This is a genomic window from Bacillus cereus group sp. RP37 (assembly GCF_040459695.1).
Classification (GTDB): Bacteria; Bacillota; Bacilli; order Bacillales; family Bacillaceae_G; genus Bacillus_A.
On record NZ_JARVHP010000001.1, the window covers coordinates 4577501 to 4593220 of the forward strand.

Genomic DNA, 15720 nt, shown 5'->3' on the forward strand with positions numbered 1-15720 from the left:
AAAAGCTGCTGAAATCAGTAGTTTTTCCCCTTTATATTCTCTCTATTTCTTTAATGTAAATCCGAATTTATCCCACGCTTGTAAATAATCTAATAAGAAAATTTCTTCTTCCACAATTCGGCCAACTACATTTGTTTTTCCTGTATTCACCATATCTTTTAAAGCAATTTGTAATTCGCCTTTATATTGACCATATTGCTCATTATCAATTAAAAGATCGCCACGCTTAATTTCGCGTGTATTATGCGGTTTGAACTCTTCTTTCTTATATTTCACACGACTTTGTGTCGAGCGAATCATATATTCAGATACATCTCCGCGGTAAAAATGAGGTTCGTCTAATACGATAATTCTTTCTAGTTCTGTCGTTGTATCATATACCTCTATATCAAATGTTTGTTTCTCTTTATTTAATGCACCTAGTGCTTGTAATTCTTCTTCTGATGCATAAGCGTTTGCAATAATGACATCATCAATTAATTCTGTCGCAAATAAATGCTTCGCTTGTGTTGTCATCGGTAATTCACGATGCTGCTCTAACGTACATAAACCTTCTGTTACTGGCCAAGGTCCGTATGTTGCATCAAATGATGAAATAAAAGCAGCCGTTCTCATACCGTAATCTTTAAATTGTTTCGAGCATTTAATGAAATGATCGTATGATAATCCTGAATAACGATGTGGATAAAAATTATGGCAACCAATTAAATTTTCACGATTTGGTCTATGGCTCATAATGTTATCTACATACTTCGTACCGTTACTCATATTAATCTCAATTTTTAAGCCGTATGGATTATAAGTCATAATCGATTCTTCTAAACCAGAGAATCCAACATCTAAACGAATACCGTACGCACCTAGTTCATGGAAGAACGATAAATCATTATATGAAATACCTAGTTGTTCAAAAACAGACGGACTAATATCAACTAATACTTGGAACCCTAATGCATTTGCATGAGAGATTGTTTCTTTAAACTCTTCTATAATTTTCTCTTTTTCACCATCTACAGATAATAAACATGTGAATACACGAGTAAATCCGTATTTACTTGCTAATGTTAAATATTCCTTATCTTTCTCTACTGTCGAATGTTCTGGATAAATAGAAATACCTAATCGTCTCATATGTACACGCCTCTTTCTTCATCATATTGTAAACCTTTTCAAATATATGTAGCGAAAAAGTATATATCCCCTTCTCTTCCACTACCTTTTGAATCCGCTTTCGTTAAAGAAAAAACAATTTCTATCACTCATAACAACTACTAGTCTATACATCTATACTTTACATCTTTTTTTCATAGTTGTGTAGTCTTTCCACAAATTTGTCAGTTTTTTCACCTCGAAAATTGTTGTACGTTTTCAAGGCACCTTCCTTGACTGTTACATTGACCAATACATATACTCGAAAGAACAGAGATAAAGTGAAACTTTAATCAGTCGGGGTTTTGTTCATCCCCCACTGATTATTAGCATTCACCAATCGGGCGTTTACGGGCAGATCGACTCCCACCTAACTTCTTTGCTCCAGCCGGATTTTGAGGTGGAAGTTTTACTGCCCGCGAATAGCGGGAAAATTTTATATAGGGGATGAATATATGGGAGAGGCAATACTCGTAAAACGAGAACCGTTATGGACGAAAGAGTTTTTTGCGCTAATTCTAGCAAACTTATGTATGTTTTTAGGATTTCAAATGTTAATTCCTACTTTACCTGTTTATGTGAAAGAAATTGGTGGCACAAGTTCCAATATCGGATTTGTTGTCGGTATGTTTACCGTGGCGGCACTTTTTGTTAGACCGCTAACTGGAAACGCCTTGCAAAAATTCAATAAAAAAATCATTTTAATGATCGGTACTGCTATTTGTTTACTCGCTATGGGTAGTTATCTTTTCGCTTCAACTGTCTTCCTATTGCTTGCCGTTCGAATTTTACACGGAGCTGGTTTTGGTATTACAACGACTACATATGGAACTGTCGTTTCAGATTTAATTCCGCAAGCTCGCCGCGGTGAAGGCATGGGATATTTCGGTCTTTCCGGAACGATTGCAATGGCGCTCGGTCCACTGATCGGACTTTGGCTTATGCAAACATATAACTTCACGATTCTTTTTTTATGTGCACTTTCCTGTACAATTGTTTCATTAATATTAACGAAACTACTTCAAATCAAAAAATCGCCACAACCACCACAGCAAACATCTGGTACCTTTCTCGATGGATTTATTGAGCGCAAAGCTTTACTTCCTTCATTATTAATATTATGTATTACATTAATGTACGGAGGAATCGGGAGCTTTATTACATTATTTGCTACGGAAGTCGGAATTGCTGATATAAGCCTTTTCTTCTTATTTAATGCACTTGCAATCGCTGTCACTCGTCCGTTTTCTGGAAAATTATATGACGCGAAAGGTCATGCATTTGTTATTATTCCAGGAGTTATCATTACGTTTACAGGTATTATTTTACTGTCGTATACAACTACAATTCCGAGTTTAATTATTGCAGCAGCATGCTACGGAAGTGGTTTTGGAGCGATTCAGCCTGCACTACAAGCATGGATGATCGACCGAGTAGCACCGCACCGAAGAGGAGTTGCAACAGCTACATTCTTCTCCGCATTTGACCTTGGAATTGGTGCTGGCGCGATTATTTTTGGATTCATTGCACATTTTACAAACTACGCAACTGTATATCGTTATTCCTCTCTATTACTTATTGCTTTCCTGTTCATTTACATCACAAGCTTACGGAAGCAAAAACAGGGAGATACAACAAACGAAAAAGCTGTTGGATAATGCTAATTCATTCTTTTTTGAGATGCTTGGACTAAGAAAATCATATATACACAAATACAAAAAGCAGTGGATTCTTAAGAAAAATCACACTGCTTTTTGCATTGTATTGAAGAGTGAACCGCTGTTCTATTTATTCATGTTGTTCGTATGATATTAATATATAGAACGAATTGGAGGAAATATTAATGAAAGCAATAGTGTACACAAAATACGGTCCCCCCGACGTTCTTCAACTGAAAGAGATAGAAAAACCTGCTCCTAAGGACAATGAAATACTAGTAAAAATAAAAGCGACAACCGTAACAGCAGGAGATATTCGTTCAAGAAGTTTTACAGTTCCCTCTTCTGTTTGGCTACCTGCTCGAATCGCACTTGGTTTCAAACAACCGAAAAAACAAATACTCGGAATGGAATTAGCTGGTGAAGTTGAATCAGTAGGAAAAAACGTTACGCGTTTTAAAGCAGGAGACCAAGTTTTTGCTGCTACCCAAGCAAATTTCGGTTCTTATGCTGAGTATATTTGTATATCTGAAGATGGACCAGTATGCACGAAGCCCTCCAATATAACCTATGAAGAAGCTGCAGCCATCCCAATTGGAGCACGTACAGCCTTATTTTTCCTAAGGAAAGCTAATGTTCGAAGCGGCCAAAACGTTCTTATTTACGGAGCTTCTGGAAGTGTCGGAAGTTATGCAGTACAAATTTCCAAGTATTTCGGCGCAACAGTTACAGGTATGTGCAGTAGCTCCAATTTAGAATTGGTCAAATCTCTAGGAGCTGACGAAGTAATTGATTACACCGCAAAAAATTTTTCTACTACAGACGAAACGTATGATGTTATTTTTGAAGCGGTAAACAGGAGCTCCTTTTCAGAGTGTATTAAAATGTTAAAGGAAGATGGTACCTATATAAATATCGTTGAACCGTTACCAAGTGCTCAAATGCTCTGGACTAAATTGACAAGTCGCATGAAACTCATATTAAGTCAAAACGCACCTGAAACTTCCGAAGCATTAAATTTCCTTAAAGAACTTGTTGAGAACGGTAAAATAAAAGTGATCATTGATAGGCAATATACTTTTGAGGAAATTGTTGAAGCTCATATATATGTAGAAAAAGGACACAAAAAGGGAAATGTCGTCATAAATGTGAAACATAACGAACACTCCTAATAAAAGAAGAACACTGCACATAGTTTTACAATACGAAGTACTCAAACTTTTTCAACATAAAAAAACAGGGCAAATTCATATGCGAATTGCTCTTTTTTATTGTTGCGAGCATCTCAAAAGAAAACAGTTTAAAATAATGTAATCGTTTTTTACTTTCATTAAATAAATCCATTTCAAACCTCCCCATTTCCCCTACATATTTTTCTAACTTTAATCAAAAAATATGCAAAGAACTATTAGTATGAATAAGCTGAACCTCTCCTATTTTTACTATCCAAGAATAGTGTGACAACTGTGACTTTTTTACAAACTGATTAGATATATCATCTAAAAAACCAATTAAATCCAGGTGTTTCTTTAAAGATTTGTAAACTTTTTATCTCTTTGTAAATTTAGTGTAAATTTTACTAGCAAACCGTTTACAGTACCTCAAGGTTTAGTTAATAATTACAGCGTACATGAAATTTAAGGAGTGGAATGCGTGGAATATAATGTTCAAGAAATGATCTTCCAGTTCGTTGGTGGATTAGGTATTTTCTTATTCGGTATTAAATACATGGGCGATGGACTGCAACAAGCAGCTGGAGATCGTCTTCGCGATATTTTAGATCGCTTTACAACAAACCCACTTATGGGTGTACTAGCAGGTATGTTAGTTACTGTATTAATCCAATCAAGTTCAGGAACAACAGCTTTAACAGTCGGACTTGTAAGTGCCGGATTTATGACATTAAGACAAGCAATCGGTGTTATTATGGGTGCGAACATCGGTACGACAGTTACTGCATTTATTATCGGAATTAAAATCGGAGAATACGCTCTCCCAGTTATGGCAGTTGGAGCGATTTTACTATTCTTCTTTAAAAATAAAAAAGTACATTCTGTAGGTCAAGTTGTATTCGGTTTTGGTATGTTATTCTTCGGTTTAGAATTAATGAGCGCAGGTATGAAACCTCTTCGTTCTTTAGAGTCATTCCAAGATTTAATGATTAGCATGAGTGATAATCCAATTTTAGGAATTATTGTCGGTACAGTGTTCACTTTAATTGTACAAAGCTCAAGCGCAACAATCGGTATTTTACAAGAATTATTCGGTCAAGGTGCAATCGATTTACAAGCTGCCCTTCCTGTATTATTCGGTGATAACATCGGTACGACAATTACAGCAGTATTAGCAGCAATCGGTACTTCAATTGCTGCAAGACGTGCAGCATTAGTCCACGTTATCTTTAATATTATCGGTACCATTATCTTTACGATCATATTAATACCATTTACAAATTTAATTCAATATTTCCAAACGTCATTAAATTTAAATCCAGAAATGACAATTGCATTCGCACATGGAACATTTAACGTAACGAATACAATCATTCAATTCCCATTCATTGCAGTATTAGCCTGGATTGTAACAAAAATCATTCGTGGTGAAGATGCATCGATTAACTTCAAACCACAACATTTAAATCCAATCTTTATTGAACAATCTCCAGCTATTGCTTTAACAGAAGCTCAAAAAGAGATTATCCGTATGGCGGAGTTTTCATTAGATGGATTAAAAGAAGCAAACCAGTTTTTAAATACACAAGACAAAAAACACGCTAACATGGCTACTCAATTAGAAGGCGCTATTAACAATTTAGATAAAAAAATTACCGAGTATTTAGTTTTACTATCAGAAAAACCACTTTCATCAGCAGATTCTGAGAAGCATTCTATTTTAGCTGGTGTTGTTGGAGATATTGAACGTGTTGGTGATCATGTAGAAAACCTTGTAGAACTTGTAGATTTCCAAATTTCAAACCGTGTTTCCCTATCGGATGAAGCACTAGCTGAACTAAATGAAATGCTTGAATTAACAATTTCAACATTACAAGACGCAGTCGAAGCTTTAACAAACTTCGATACTGAACTAGCTCAAACTGTTATTGCAAAAGAACGTAAAATTGACCAAATGGAACGTGTTCTTCGCAAACGTCACGTAATACGTCTAAACGAACGTAGCTGTTCAGGCGATGCAAGTATCATCTTCGTTGACATGGTAAGTAACTTAGAGCGTATCGGTGATCACGCTGTAAATATTGCTGACGGTGTTCTAGGTGAACAAGGAAAGATCAATTTAAAACAATCATTATAATAGGAAAGAGACGCTAACTTGAGCGTCTCTTTTTTTATTTCATATTTATAACTGTTCTTCCTTTTAACTTCCCTTGCAATATAAGTGTAAACTTCTCATCTAACTCTTCTAATGTACATTCTTCTGTATAAGATAATAGCTCTTTATTTTCCCATTTACTTGCTAAAAGCGTCCACACATCTCTTCTTACATCCACTGGGCATTGCACAGAATCTATTCCTAAAAGGCTTATCCCTCTCAAAATAAACGGATATACTGTTGTTTGTAATTCCTGTCCTGCCACATTACCGCATGTCGTTACACAACCACCATACTTTACCGTTTTTAAAGCTGTTTCTAACATATGTCCACCTACAGTATCAATAACCCCGGCGTATACCCCTTTTAGCATCGGTCTTCCTGATTCATCATTCAATTCCGCGCGATGAATCACTTTTTTCGCTCCTAGATGTAGTAGCATCTGTTCCTCTTCCATTTTCCCTGTCGCTCCTACTACGTTAAATCCTAACTTACTTAAAATACTAACAGCTACACTCCCTACGCCGCCTGTGGCACCCGTTACTAGAACATCTCCCATACTAGGCTTTATGCCTGCTCCAATAAGCTTATATACTGATAAAGCAGCTGTAAAACCTGCCGTCCCGTACATCATACTTTCCCTTAATGACATTCCCTCTGGTAAAGGGATAATCCAAGATGCTGGCACGCGAATATATTCTCCGAAACCACCAGAAGTATTCATACCTAAATCATAACCCGTTACAATGACTTTATCTCCTACCTTAATGGTTTCATCTTCACTACTCACAACTTCTCCTGCTGCATCAATTCCTGGTGTATGAGGATATGTTCTCGTAACACCTTTATTACCAGTAGCTGAAAGAGCATCTTTATAATTTAATGAAGAATAATGAACATGTATTAATACTTCCCCCTCAGGTAAACTACTTACTTCTCTCTCTACAACGTTTCTTACAAATTGCTTACTTTCTGTTTCGTTCACAACGATTGCTCGGAATGATGTATGATTCATTATGCTCTCTCCTTTATCCGTAAAATTCTTCTTTATCCCGCATTAACGGGCGATTGGTTCAACTAATAATCAGTGGGAGATGAACAAAACCGCCACTGATTAAAGTTTCACTTTATTATATAGAAGAAACAAGTAAACCTACTCATTTCTTCTTGGCTATATTTCAACAAATCTTACTTCTCTATTACTTTCTCATAATACATATTTTCATTTCCACTAAAACAACTTATACTTATTCTACATCTCAAAAATAAAATATAAAAAATCTGACTTTTTATAAATATATTGAATTTTTACGAAATGTAAATGATTTGTAATGTTTTTTTTCGTCAAATTTCATTATAATAAGTGGATATGAGTGTCGTATTTCAATCCAAATGAAGGAGTACAAGAAATGGAGCAAAACCCATCTTTGCAAGAAAATACACGCAGTAAACCGAAAAAAGGTAAGAAAAAAACAAAAATTATTATAAGCGTTATTCTATTCTTTTTAATAATAGGTGGCGGTTATACTTGGTTTTTAGTAAATAAAGCATCTTCTGCTGTTCGAAATGCCGCACACGATTTAGCACGCGGTGATAAATCTGATTTACGTGATAAAGCTGTAAAACCTATCGCAAACAATGTCTCTGTCTTAGTCATGGGTGTTGATGAAAGCGATGTCCGCGGGAAAGAATATGGTGAAGCTATAAGAACGGATGCACTATTACTTGCAACGTTTAATAAAGATAGCAAAACTGTAAAACTATTAAGTATTCCACGAGATACATATACTTATATTCCAGTGGAAAAGAAAAAAGATAAAATTACACACGCTCATGCATACGGTTCTACTAAAAACGGAAAAGATGGTGGACCACAAGCAAGTATTGATGCAGTTGAAAAATTACTAAACGTTCCTGTTGATTACTTTGTAAAGTTTAACTTCAAATCATTTATGAAAATTGTCGACGATTTAGGTGGCATTGAAGTCGATGTACCAGTTGAATTTACTGAACAAGATAGTAACGACAATGCTGATGCAATTCACCTGAAAAAAGGTGTTCAAAAGCTAAATAGTGAAGAAGCGCTTGCACTTGCTAGAACGCGACACATCGATAGTGATGCAATGCGTGGACAACGTCAACAGCTCGTTATTGAAGCTATTTTAAAGAAACTAACAAGCGTTGGCTCTGTAACAAAAGTTGGCAACATCATTGATGATATTAACGGACAATTCGTTACAAACTTAACATTCGATGATATGCTTTCATTCTATAAGTATGGAGCGGATTCTTCAATTGAGAAACTACAAATTCAAGGTGACGACTGCTATATGGAAAAAGGTGACGATACATGCAGCAAATCTGCTGGTGGTGGTCGAACATATTACTACAATCCAGATAAAAAAGAATTAGCAAATGTTACAAACGAACTTCGTGCTCACCTTGGATTACCTGCATATACAAAAACAGACTCTGATTCAAAGAAAACAAGCACAGAGAAAACAAAAGAGTCTAAGTCTGAAAATTCAAGTGAACGCGAATCAAGTAACAATGAAGTGAAAAATAAGAATAAAAATAACAATGAAGATACAGAAACATCGTCTAACGACAATGAATAAAAAAGAAGCAGTTCTCTATGGAGGTAGAGTACTGCTTCTTTTTATTTCTCCACAATCAAAAATCAGAACTTTCTAACTATCTTTTTTAATATTTTTAAATTATAATAAATAGTAGCAATCTATTCCAATTATCAGGGGGCTCATACATATGAAAGCTGCAGTAAAACATAACATCTCAGATTTTAAAGACTACTTAAAGTCAAACGATATATACATGGAAGAAAATATAGATGAAAATGATGGTTCTGTTCATTTTTCAGTAGGTTTAGAGACAGAAGCTGGAGCAAAAATCCAACTTATCGCTGCTTTCCAAAACGAACATCCTACTGTGGATATATACTGCTTCAATGTTGCTCACGTACCTAATGAAGCATCAACAAATGATATTTTGCATGTCATTAATGAATTAAACACATCTTATCGATTTGCAAAATTCACGCTAAACAAGCAAAATGCAATTGATATCTCAGCATCTCTTGCATTCTCAGAACCAAATTTCAATCCAGCACTTGTCTTTGAACATACGAGAATGCTATATAAATTAGCAAATGACGAATATAAAAACTTAATGAAAGTTATTTGGGCATAAATAAAAGGATGGGCTGCAAGCAGCGCCATCCTTTTATTTCGATAACATATCAATCCACATCTTAACAGCAGTGCCTACAATCAAAATCGATAACATATATTGCAGTGCTTTTTGATTGACCCTCTTCCCAACTCGCACTCCAAGCGGCGCAGCAAAGATACTTGCAACCGCAATAATAAGGGCTGGAATTACGACTACTTGCCCAGTTATCACTTTTCCAGTCGTAATCCCTACTGAGGAAATAAACGTAATAGCGATAGAAGTTGCTATTGTTGTACGTATCGGTAATTTTAAAATAACTAGCATAATCGGAACTAAAAGGAACGAACCTCCAGCTCCTATAATGCCTGATGCTCCGCCTACAATAAATGCTAACAAGCTTGCTAACCATTTATTATATTTCACTTCATCACCATTATTTCGTTTCGGTACGAACATCATAATAGCAGCAATTGTGGCTAACGCTGCATAAACAACATTGACCGTATGTTCCTCTAATACATTCGCACCAAAACTACCTATGAAACTTCCTATTAATATACTAGCTCCCATATACACAACTAGTGTTTTATCCATATCATTACTTTTCCGATAGGCCCATGCCCCTGCAAAAGTTGCAAAGAATACTTGCACCGCTGTAATACCACTCACTTCGTGTGATGTATATCCCGCAAACCCTAGCAATACCGGAATGTATAAGATCATCGGATAATTAATAATCGCACCGCCAATTCCAACCATTCCTGATATAAACGATCCTATAAACCCAATTATAAAAAGTAATACGACTAAACTCACCTTATATCCCCCGCCTTCTAAAAAGAAGGTGATTTAAATGAATAAGTTCACATTCCCATCCGAAGCATCTGCTAAATAAGCTCCTACTCCTGCAAACTCTACCCCTTCCATAATCTCTTCCTCTTTTAACCCTAATAAATCTACTGTCATTTGACAAGCTACAAGTTTAATCCCCTGTTCTTTCGCCAACTCTATTAAATCTGGTAAAGGCATCGCATTATGTTTTTTCATAATACCTTTAATCATCTTTGGTCCCATACCTGCAAAATTCATTTTTGATAATCCCATCTTATCAGCTCCGCGCGGCATCATTTTTCCAAATACTTTTTCTATAAAAGTTTTCTTTACCCTCACATGTTCATCTTTCCTTAAAGCATTTAATCCCCAGAAAGTATGAAAAATAGTAACCTCTTGATCATACGCCGCTGCACCATTTGCAATAATATAAGCAGCCATCGCTTTATCATAATCTCCGCTAAATAAAACGATTGTTGTTTTCTTCTGTTGTTCCATGTTGTTCTCCCTCCAATTACCTATAGGGGTATTTGATTGTTTATAAAAAGGCTCAAATCATTTACCTCTGTACTATACGACTTTACCTTCCCAAGCTAACATACCACCTACCATATTGATTGCTTGAAAACCGTGGCTCTCTAAAAACTGAACTGCTCTTGCACTTCTTCCTCCTGAACGACAAACGATAATATATTCCTGTTTTTTATTTAGCTCATGCATACGAAATTCTAATAGTCCTAGTGGAATATTACTTGCTTCTGGAATTTTCCCCTCGACTACTTCTTCTACTTCACGTACGTCTACGATATTTACTGCCTCTTTACGTAACAATTTTCCTTCTAATTCTTTTGCTGTCATTTCTTTCATTTTAAATTTCCTCCTCACAAACCATTCATCCCGCCTGAAACATTGATAACGTGCTGAAATCCTAATTTTTTTAATACTTTTGCAGCCTGCTTACTTCTCATCCCGCTCTGACAAATAACGATTACTTCCTTATTTTTATCTAACTGACTTGCTCTACTAGCTAACTCATTTAACGGGATGTTCCGAAATCCTTTCATATGATTTCCTCTATATTCACCTACTGTACGAACATCGATAAGTTGTTTCCCTTTTTTCCCCACTACATTCTGTAATTCTTTTCCATTTATATTTTGAACACCTTTCACTGGTAAAAAACGTGAAATAACAAACACTGCAGTAAATACAATGAAAAGCGTACTTAATATGATATTCATATAACCAACCCCTCCATATTTATAAAACTACTACGCCTTCTTAATCCAAAACTTCAGCACATCAGCTTCTTCTATATGCTTTACGATGTCATGACCACCTTTATTCGCCCACGCTGGAATATCCTTAACTGACCCTTTATCCGTTACATGTACTTCTAACACTTCTCCAGTTTGTAACGTATCCATCGCTTTCTTCGTTCTTACAATCGGCATTGGACATGCTAAACCTGTCGCATCTAATACTTGTTTTACATTCATCATCTATTCCTCCAGTTTTTTATTTCTTTCATTATCCGTGCACTGCACAACGATTTGGACCAATCTCCATTTCACGCTCTTCATCCGCACTCGGATGAATCTTCCCCATATTCGTTTGACGAATTTCTTCGTAAGCATTCGGCTGAGGTGGTAAATTTTCTGTTACAACTTTACGAAACTCTCCCTCATCCTCAATATTTAGCCCTGCATTATACGCGAATAAATCTTTTAACTTTGCGCTCACAACACCATTCTCATCCATTTCACTTATTTTTGAATAATGAGCTGGTAACACGATTAATTGTTGAGATAATACTTTATATCGGTCATATAAAGTTTCTCGCAAATCACTCACCCAATCCTCAGCCTTTCCAGCAAGATCTGGACGCCCAATTGAATCTACAAATAAAATATCGCCTGATAATAAATAGAAATCATCTACAATAAATGATGTACTCCCAATCGTATGCCCCGGTGAGTATAATGCGTCAATTTCAATTTTGGTACCCCCCACTGTAATAACAGATCCTTCAACAAGCGGTTCATATGAGAAAACAACTTCCTCCGCATCTTTTGGCGGTAACCAATACGTACCACCTACTCTTTCAGCTAACTTACGTCCTCCAGAAATATGGTCTGCATGTAAATGTGTATCCATTACATTCGTAATCGTAACGCCCTGCTCTTTCGCAAACTCTTCATATGCTTCAACTGTTCTTACTGCATCAATAACTGCTGCCTCACCGTTTGAAACGACCATATAAGATAAACAGCCTTTCCCAAGGCGGTTAAATTGATATATACTTCCTCCGTCCTGTACATCTCCTACTTTTAACGGCTTCACATATTCACTCCAAGCTTTCATACCGCCAGCTAAATAAAAAACATTATGGAAGCCAGCACCCAACAATTGCTCTGCAACAAACTGCGAAGAACCTTCTTTTGCACATACGACTAAAATTTCTTTCTCCCTCGGCAATTCACTTGCAATATGATCTACACCATCTAACAAATCAAAATACGGTTTATTTATAGAAAAAATTTGTTTTCCTTCAATTTTCCAATCTTCATAATCCGTCTCATTACGAACATCTAAAATAAACAAATCTCCGAATAAAACTTTCTCTGCAACATCTTTTGCATATAACGGTTTAACGCTCATATAATTACCCCCATAGGTATATTTTTATTTAAAAAAATTTACTTCTCTATATTCCCTTGCCACTCTACCATACCTGGAATGACATTTTTCACATTTGAATACCCTTTCTCTTTCAACATTTGACAAGCTACATCACTACGGTTACCTGTTCTGCAAACAACATATATTAGCTTCTCCTGATCAAAAACTGCACTATCTAACTCACCTAATGGCACCGAAATGGCGGATGGAATATGACCAAAAGCAAATTCTGCCGCTTCGCGAACATCTAATACGATGCACTCTCCACCACTTAATAATATATCTTGCAATTCCGCATTCATAATTGTATGAGGATATTTCACTACTTCATTCATTTCATGCTCGTGTGCTTTTCTAACATAATGCATCAATAAATCACCTTCGTATTTCGTACCGATATATTGATGACCTACTTTATTCGCCCAACTTTGTATATCTATAGTAGACCCTTTATCCGTTGCCTGAACTTCAATCACTTGCCCTGATATCAAACCTTCCATCGCCTTCTTCGTCTTCACAATCGGCATCGGACAAGCCAAACCTTTACAATCTAAACTCACATCCACTTTTATACTCATAGTCGATTCCTCCACAATTTATATACACATACCTGTAGGGGTATATTAAAATGTTTTTGAAAATCTGTCAACACTTATGTTTGACAGATTATCGGCTTTTTACAAGTAATTGAACAGCTTCTTTAATTAAATCTTCATTTGAACCATTACCTTTTTCAAACTGCTCACGTAAACATTGCTCTAAATTTGTTCCCACAACGAGTCCAATTGTACGATCTAGCGCCGAACGGGATGCAGTTAACTGTGTAATAACATCTCGGCAATCTTTTCCCTCTTCCATCATGCGAAGCACACCACGAACTTGCCCTTCAATACGTTTCAATCTGTTTTTCATATCTTGATTATATTCCATTGTATAATCACCTCATTACCATTATGTCACCATTTATAACTTATGACAATATATTATACCCCTGCGGGTATTTTGTAAACCCCTATTTTAAATTTCCACTTTATATATCCGTAAAACATAAAGTGAAACCTTAATCTATAGGCTTTCATCTTCCACCAAATTTTGAAGTGGAAGATGAAAAAACATCAATATATAATACGGTCTGGTAATACTGTACCGTACAATTTAAAGCCACCATCTACATTCTTTACCTTATATCCTTTTTCCATTAACATGCGTGCTGCGACATACCCTCTCATACCAAGTTGACAAGTAATATATATTTCTTTATCCACTGGCACTTCTTCCAAACGATCACGTAATTCATCTAATGGAATATTAATAGAGCCTTTAATCATTCCTTGTTTTAGTTCATTAGGCTCTCGAACATCAATAAGATATCCACCGTTTTCAACAATACGATCTATCTCATGCCATTGTACTGTGTACACAAAACCATCTACTATATTACTTGCTGCATACCCTACCATGTTTACCGGGTCTTTTGCAGAAGAATATGGCGGGGCATATGATAATTCTAAATCTGGCAAATCAATTACAGTTAAATTTGTTTTTATTGCCGTTGCGATAACATCGATACGCTTATCTACACCGTCACGTCCTAACGCCTGCGCTCCATAAATTTTTCCACTATCTTTATTAAAAATCAATTTTATTAGCACTGGCGTAGCATTCGGATAGTATCCCGCATGCGAATTTGCCTGTACATGTACTACCTCATAGGGTATATTTAATCGTTTTAATATTTTCTCATTTACTCCCGTCGAAGCAACTGTTAAATCAAAAACTTTAGCTACAGAAGTTCCCATCGTACCTTTATATAAAGAATCCGTATAACCATGAATAATATCTGCTAACATACGACCTTGACGATTAGCCGGCCACGCTAAAGGAATCATCGTTTCTGTTTCAGTAACAAAATCTTTCACTTCAATCGCATCACCAATTGCATATATATGTGGATACGATGTTTGAAATTTTTCATTTACTTTTATCGTTCCTCTAACTCCTAACGCTAATCCAGCATCTTTCGCTAAACTACTCTCTGGTTGTACACCAATTGCTAAAATAATCATATCTGTCTCTATAATTGAACCACTTTTTAAACGTACAACAGTCCCGTCCTCTTCTAATGCATCTACACCATCTTCAAAAACAAGCTCAACATTGTGATTTTTCATATGCTCATGTACATATGCTGCCATTTCATAATCGATTGGCGGCATTACTTGATTTGCCATCTCTACAAGAGTAACATCAATTCCACGTTCTCTTAAATTTTCAACCATTTCCACTCCAATAAACCCGCCACCAATAACCGTCGCATGACGCGGTTTCTTCTCATCAATATACGCTTTAATACGATCTGTATCCGGGACATTTCGTAACGTAAACAACGCCTTTGCTTCTTCAAGACCTGGAATAGGTGGAACAATTGGTTTCGCCCCTGGTGAAAGAATTAAAATATCATATTTCTCGTTATATGTTTCATTTGTCGTTACATTCTTTATAGTAATTGTTTTCTCTTCTTTATTAATCTTTACTACTTCACTCAATACACGTATATCTAAATTAAAACGCTTCGACATTCTTTCAACAGTTTGTACTAATAATTTTTGTCTTTCTGTAATGACACCGCCAATATAGTATGGTAATCCACAATTTGCAAATGAAATATATTCACCACGCTCAACCATAATAATTTCATCTTCTTCACTTAAACGACGAAGCCTTGCAGCTACTGATGCGCCGCCGGCAACTCCGCCTACTACAACTATTTTTCTAGACATATTTCAAACCTCCATATTGTTTAATTTTCTCATGCATCACACACAAAAACCTATACCTGTATGGGTATATGATAGAGTATAAAAAATTTAATTTCAATCAATGT

General features: G+C 35.9%; 16 protein-coding genes. 5 read left to right on the forward strand and 11 right to left on the reverse strand.

Annotation, left to right across the window (positions count from 1 at the left end):
- Positions 1–42: 42 nt before the first annotated feature.
- Positions 43–1131, reverse strand: a complete 1089-nt coding sequence (locus QCI44_RS24190; RefSeq protein WP_016133679.1) for a DUF871 domain-containing protein — start codon at positions 1129–1131, stop codon at positions 43–45.
- A 473-nt stretch (positions 1132–1604) separates the two neighbouring features.
- Here QCI44_RS24190 and QCI44_RS24195 point away from each other — a divergent pair, with 473 nt between their 5' ends.
- The 3 genes from QCI44_RS24195 to QCI44_RS24205 all read left to right on the forward strand — a co-directional run bounded on the left by QCI44_RS24195 (position 1605) and on the right by QCI44_RS24205 (position 6116).
- A complete protein-coding gene (locus QCI44_RS24195; protein WP_016089216.1) occupies positions 1605–2807 on the forward strand; it encodes an MFS transporter in 1203 nt (400 codons plus the stop codon).
- Positions 2808–2992: 185 nt separating this feature from the next.
- A complete protein-coding gene (locus tag QCI44_RS24200; protein ID WP_016133678.1) occupies positions 2993–3979 on the forward strand; it encodes an NAD(P)-dependent alcohol dehydrogenase in 987 nt (328 codons plus the stop codon).
- A 481-nt stretch (positions 3980–4460) separates the two neighbouring features.
- Positions 4461–6116, forward strand: coding sequence for a Na/Pi cotransporter family protein (locus QCI44_RS24205; RefSeq protein WP_088083252.1), 1656 nt, complete (start codon positions 4461–4463; stop codon positions 6114–6116).
- Between the two features lie 34 nt (positions 6117–6150).
- Here the strand turns inward: QCI44_RS24205 and QCI44_RS24210 are convergent, their stop codons facing one another.
- The gene (locus QCI44_RS24210; RefSeq protein WP_353811482.1) at positions 6151–7149 is read right to left on the reverse strand and encodes a YhdH/YhfP family quinone oxidoreductase; all 999 of its coding nucleotides are present in this window, start codon (positions 7147–7149) and stop codon (positions 6151–6153) included.
- A gap of 394 nt (positions 7150–7543) precedes the next feature.
- Between QCI44_RS24210 and QCI44_RS24215 the strand changes: the two genes are divergently transcribed.
- Complete coding sequence (locus QCI44_RS24215; protein ID WP_016089220.1) at positions 7544–8752, forward strand: LCP family protein; 1209 nt, start codon at positions 7544–7546, stop codon at positions 8750–8752.
- A 148-nt stretch (positions 8753–8900) separates the two neighbouring features.
- On the forward strand, positions 8901–9341 hold the full coding sequence (locus QCI44_RS24220; RefSeq protein WP_016089221.1) for a hypothetical protein: 441 nt from the start codon (positions 8901–8903) through the stop codon (positions 9339–9341).
- A 33-nt stretch (positions 9342–9374) separates the two neighbouring features.
- On the opposite strand, the gene QCI44_RS24225 is transcribed toward QCI44_RS24220, so the two are convergent.
- The 9 genes from QCI44_RS24225 to cdr form a co-directional block, all read right to left on the reverse strand.
- A complete protein-coding gene (locus tag QCI44_RS24225; RefSeq protein WP_016133675.1) occupies positions 9375–10139 on the reverse strand; it encodes a sulfite exporter TauE/SafE family protein in 765 nt (254 codons plus the stop codon).
- A 33-nt stretch (positions 10140–10172) separates the two neighbouring features.
- Positions 10173–10652: a DsrE/DsrF/DrsH-like family protein gene (locus QCI44_RS24230; RefSeq protein WP_353811483.1), complete on the reverse strand. Its 480-nt coding sequence runs from the start codon at positions 10650–10652 to the stop codon at positions 10173–10175.
- 72 nt (positions 10653–10724) lie between these two features.
- Entirely contained in the window at positions 10725–11021 is a 297-nt protein-coding gene (locus QCI44_RS24235) for a rhodanese-like domain-containing protein (protein ID WP_016133673.1), read from the reverse strand.
- Between the two features lie 14 nt (positions 11022–11035).
- The gene (locus tag QCI44_RS24240) at positions 11036–11395 is read right to left on the reverse strand and encodes a rhodanese-like domain-containing protein (protein WP_016133672.1); all 360 of its coding nucleotides are present in this window, start codon (positions 11393–11395) and stop codon (positions 11036–11038) included.
- A 30-nt stretch (positions 11396–11425) separates the two neighbouring features.
- On the reverse strand, positions 11426–11656 hold the full coding sequence (locus QCI44_RS24245) for a sulfurtransferase TusA family protein (protein WP_016133671.1): 231 nt from the start codon (positions 11654–11656) through the stop codon (positions 11426–11428).
- A gap of 28 nt (positions 11657–11684) precedes the next feature.
- On the reverse strand, positions 11685–12815 hold the full coding sequence (locus tag QCI44_RS24250; RefSeq protein WP_016133670.1) for an MBL fold metallo-hydrolase: 1131 nt from the start codon (positions 12813–12815) through the stop codon (positions 11685–11687).
- Positions 12816–12853: 38 nt separating this feature from the next.
- The gene (locus QCI44_RS24255) at positions 12854–13414 is read right to left on the reverse strand and encodes a sulfurtransferase TusA family protein (protein ID WP_016133669.1); all 561 of its coding nucleotides are present in this window, start codon (positions 13412–13414) and stop codon (positions 12854–12856) included.
- An 88-nt stretch (positions 13415–13502) separates the two neighbouring features.
- Entirely contained in the window at positions 13503–13766 is a 264-nt protein-coding gene (locus QCI44_RS24260) for a metal-sensitive transcriptional regulator (protein ID WP_016089229.1), read from the reverse strand.
- 185 nt (positions 13767–13951) lie between these two features.
- On the reverse strand, positions 13952–15616 hold the full coding sequence (gene cdr / locus QCI44_RS24265; protein ID WP_016133668.1) for a CoA-disulfide reductase: 1665 nt from the start codon (positions 15614–15616) through the stop codon (positions 13952–13954).
- Between the last annotated feature and the right edge of the window lie 104 nt (positions 15617–15720).

Bases quoted from the DNA above. Each gene is read 5' to 3' on its own strand.
- QCI44_RS24190 (WP_016133679.1), bottom strand. From the start codon at position 1,131: ATGAGACGATTAGGTATTTCTATTTATCCAGAACATTCGACAGTAGAG.
- QCI44_RS24195 (WP_016089216.1), top strand. From the start codon at position 1,605: ATGGGAGAGGCAATACTCGTAAAACGAGAACCGTTATGGACGAAAGAG.
- QCI44_RS24200 (WP_016133678.1), top strand. From the start codon at position 2,993: ATGAAAGCAATAGTGTACACAAAATACGGTCCCCCCGACGTTCTTCAA.
- QCI44_RS24210 (WP_353811482.1), bottom strand. From the start codon at position 7,149: ATGAATCATACATCATTCCGAGCAATCGTTGTGAACGAAACAGAAAGT.
- QCI44_RS24215 (WP_016089220.1), top strand. From the start codon at position 7,544: ATGGAGCAAAACCCATCTTTGCAAGAAAATACACGCAGTAAACCGAAA.
- QCI44_RS24220 (WP_016089221.1), top strand. From the start codon at position 8,901: ATGAAAGCTGCAGTAAAACATAACATCTCAGATTTTAAAGACTACTTA.
- QCI44_RS24230 (WP_353811483.1), bottom strand. From the start codon at position 10,652: ATGGAACAACAGAAGAAAACAACAATCGTTTTATTTAGCGGAGATTAT.
- QCI44_RS24235 (WP_016133673.1), bottom strand. From the start codon at position 11,021: ATGAAAGAAATGACAGCAAAAGAATTAGAAGGAAAATTGTTACGTAAA.
- QCI44_RS24240 (WP_016133672.1), bottom strand. From the start codon at position 11,395: ATGAATATCATATTAAGTACGCTTTTCATTGTATTTACTGCAGTGTTT.
- QCI44_RS24245 (WP_016133671.1), bottom strand. From the start codon at position 11,656: ATGATGAATGTAAAACAAGTATTAGATGCGACAGGTTTAGCATGTCCA.
- QCI44_RS24250 (WP_016133670.1), bottom strand. From the start codon at position 12,815: ATGAGCGTTAAACCGTTATATGCAAAAGATGTTGCAGAGAAAGTTTTA.
- QCI44_RS24255 (WP_016133669.1), bottom strand. From the start codon at position 13,414: ATGAGTATAAAAGTGGATGTGAGTTTAGATTGTAAAGGTTTGGCTTGT.
- QCI44_RS24260 (WP_016089229.1), bottom strand. From the start codon at position 13,766: ATGGAATATAATCAAGATATGAAAAACAGATTGAAACGTATTGAAGGG.
- cdr (WP_016133668.1), bottom strand. From the start codon at position 15,616: ATGTCTAGAAAAATAGTTGTAGTAGGCGGAGTTGCCGGCGGCGCATCA.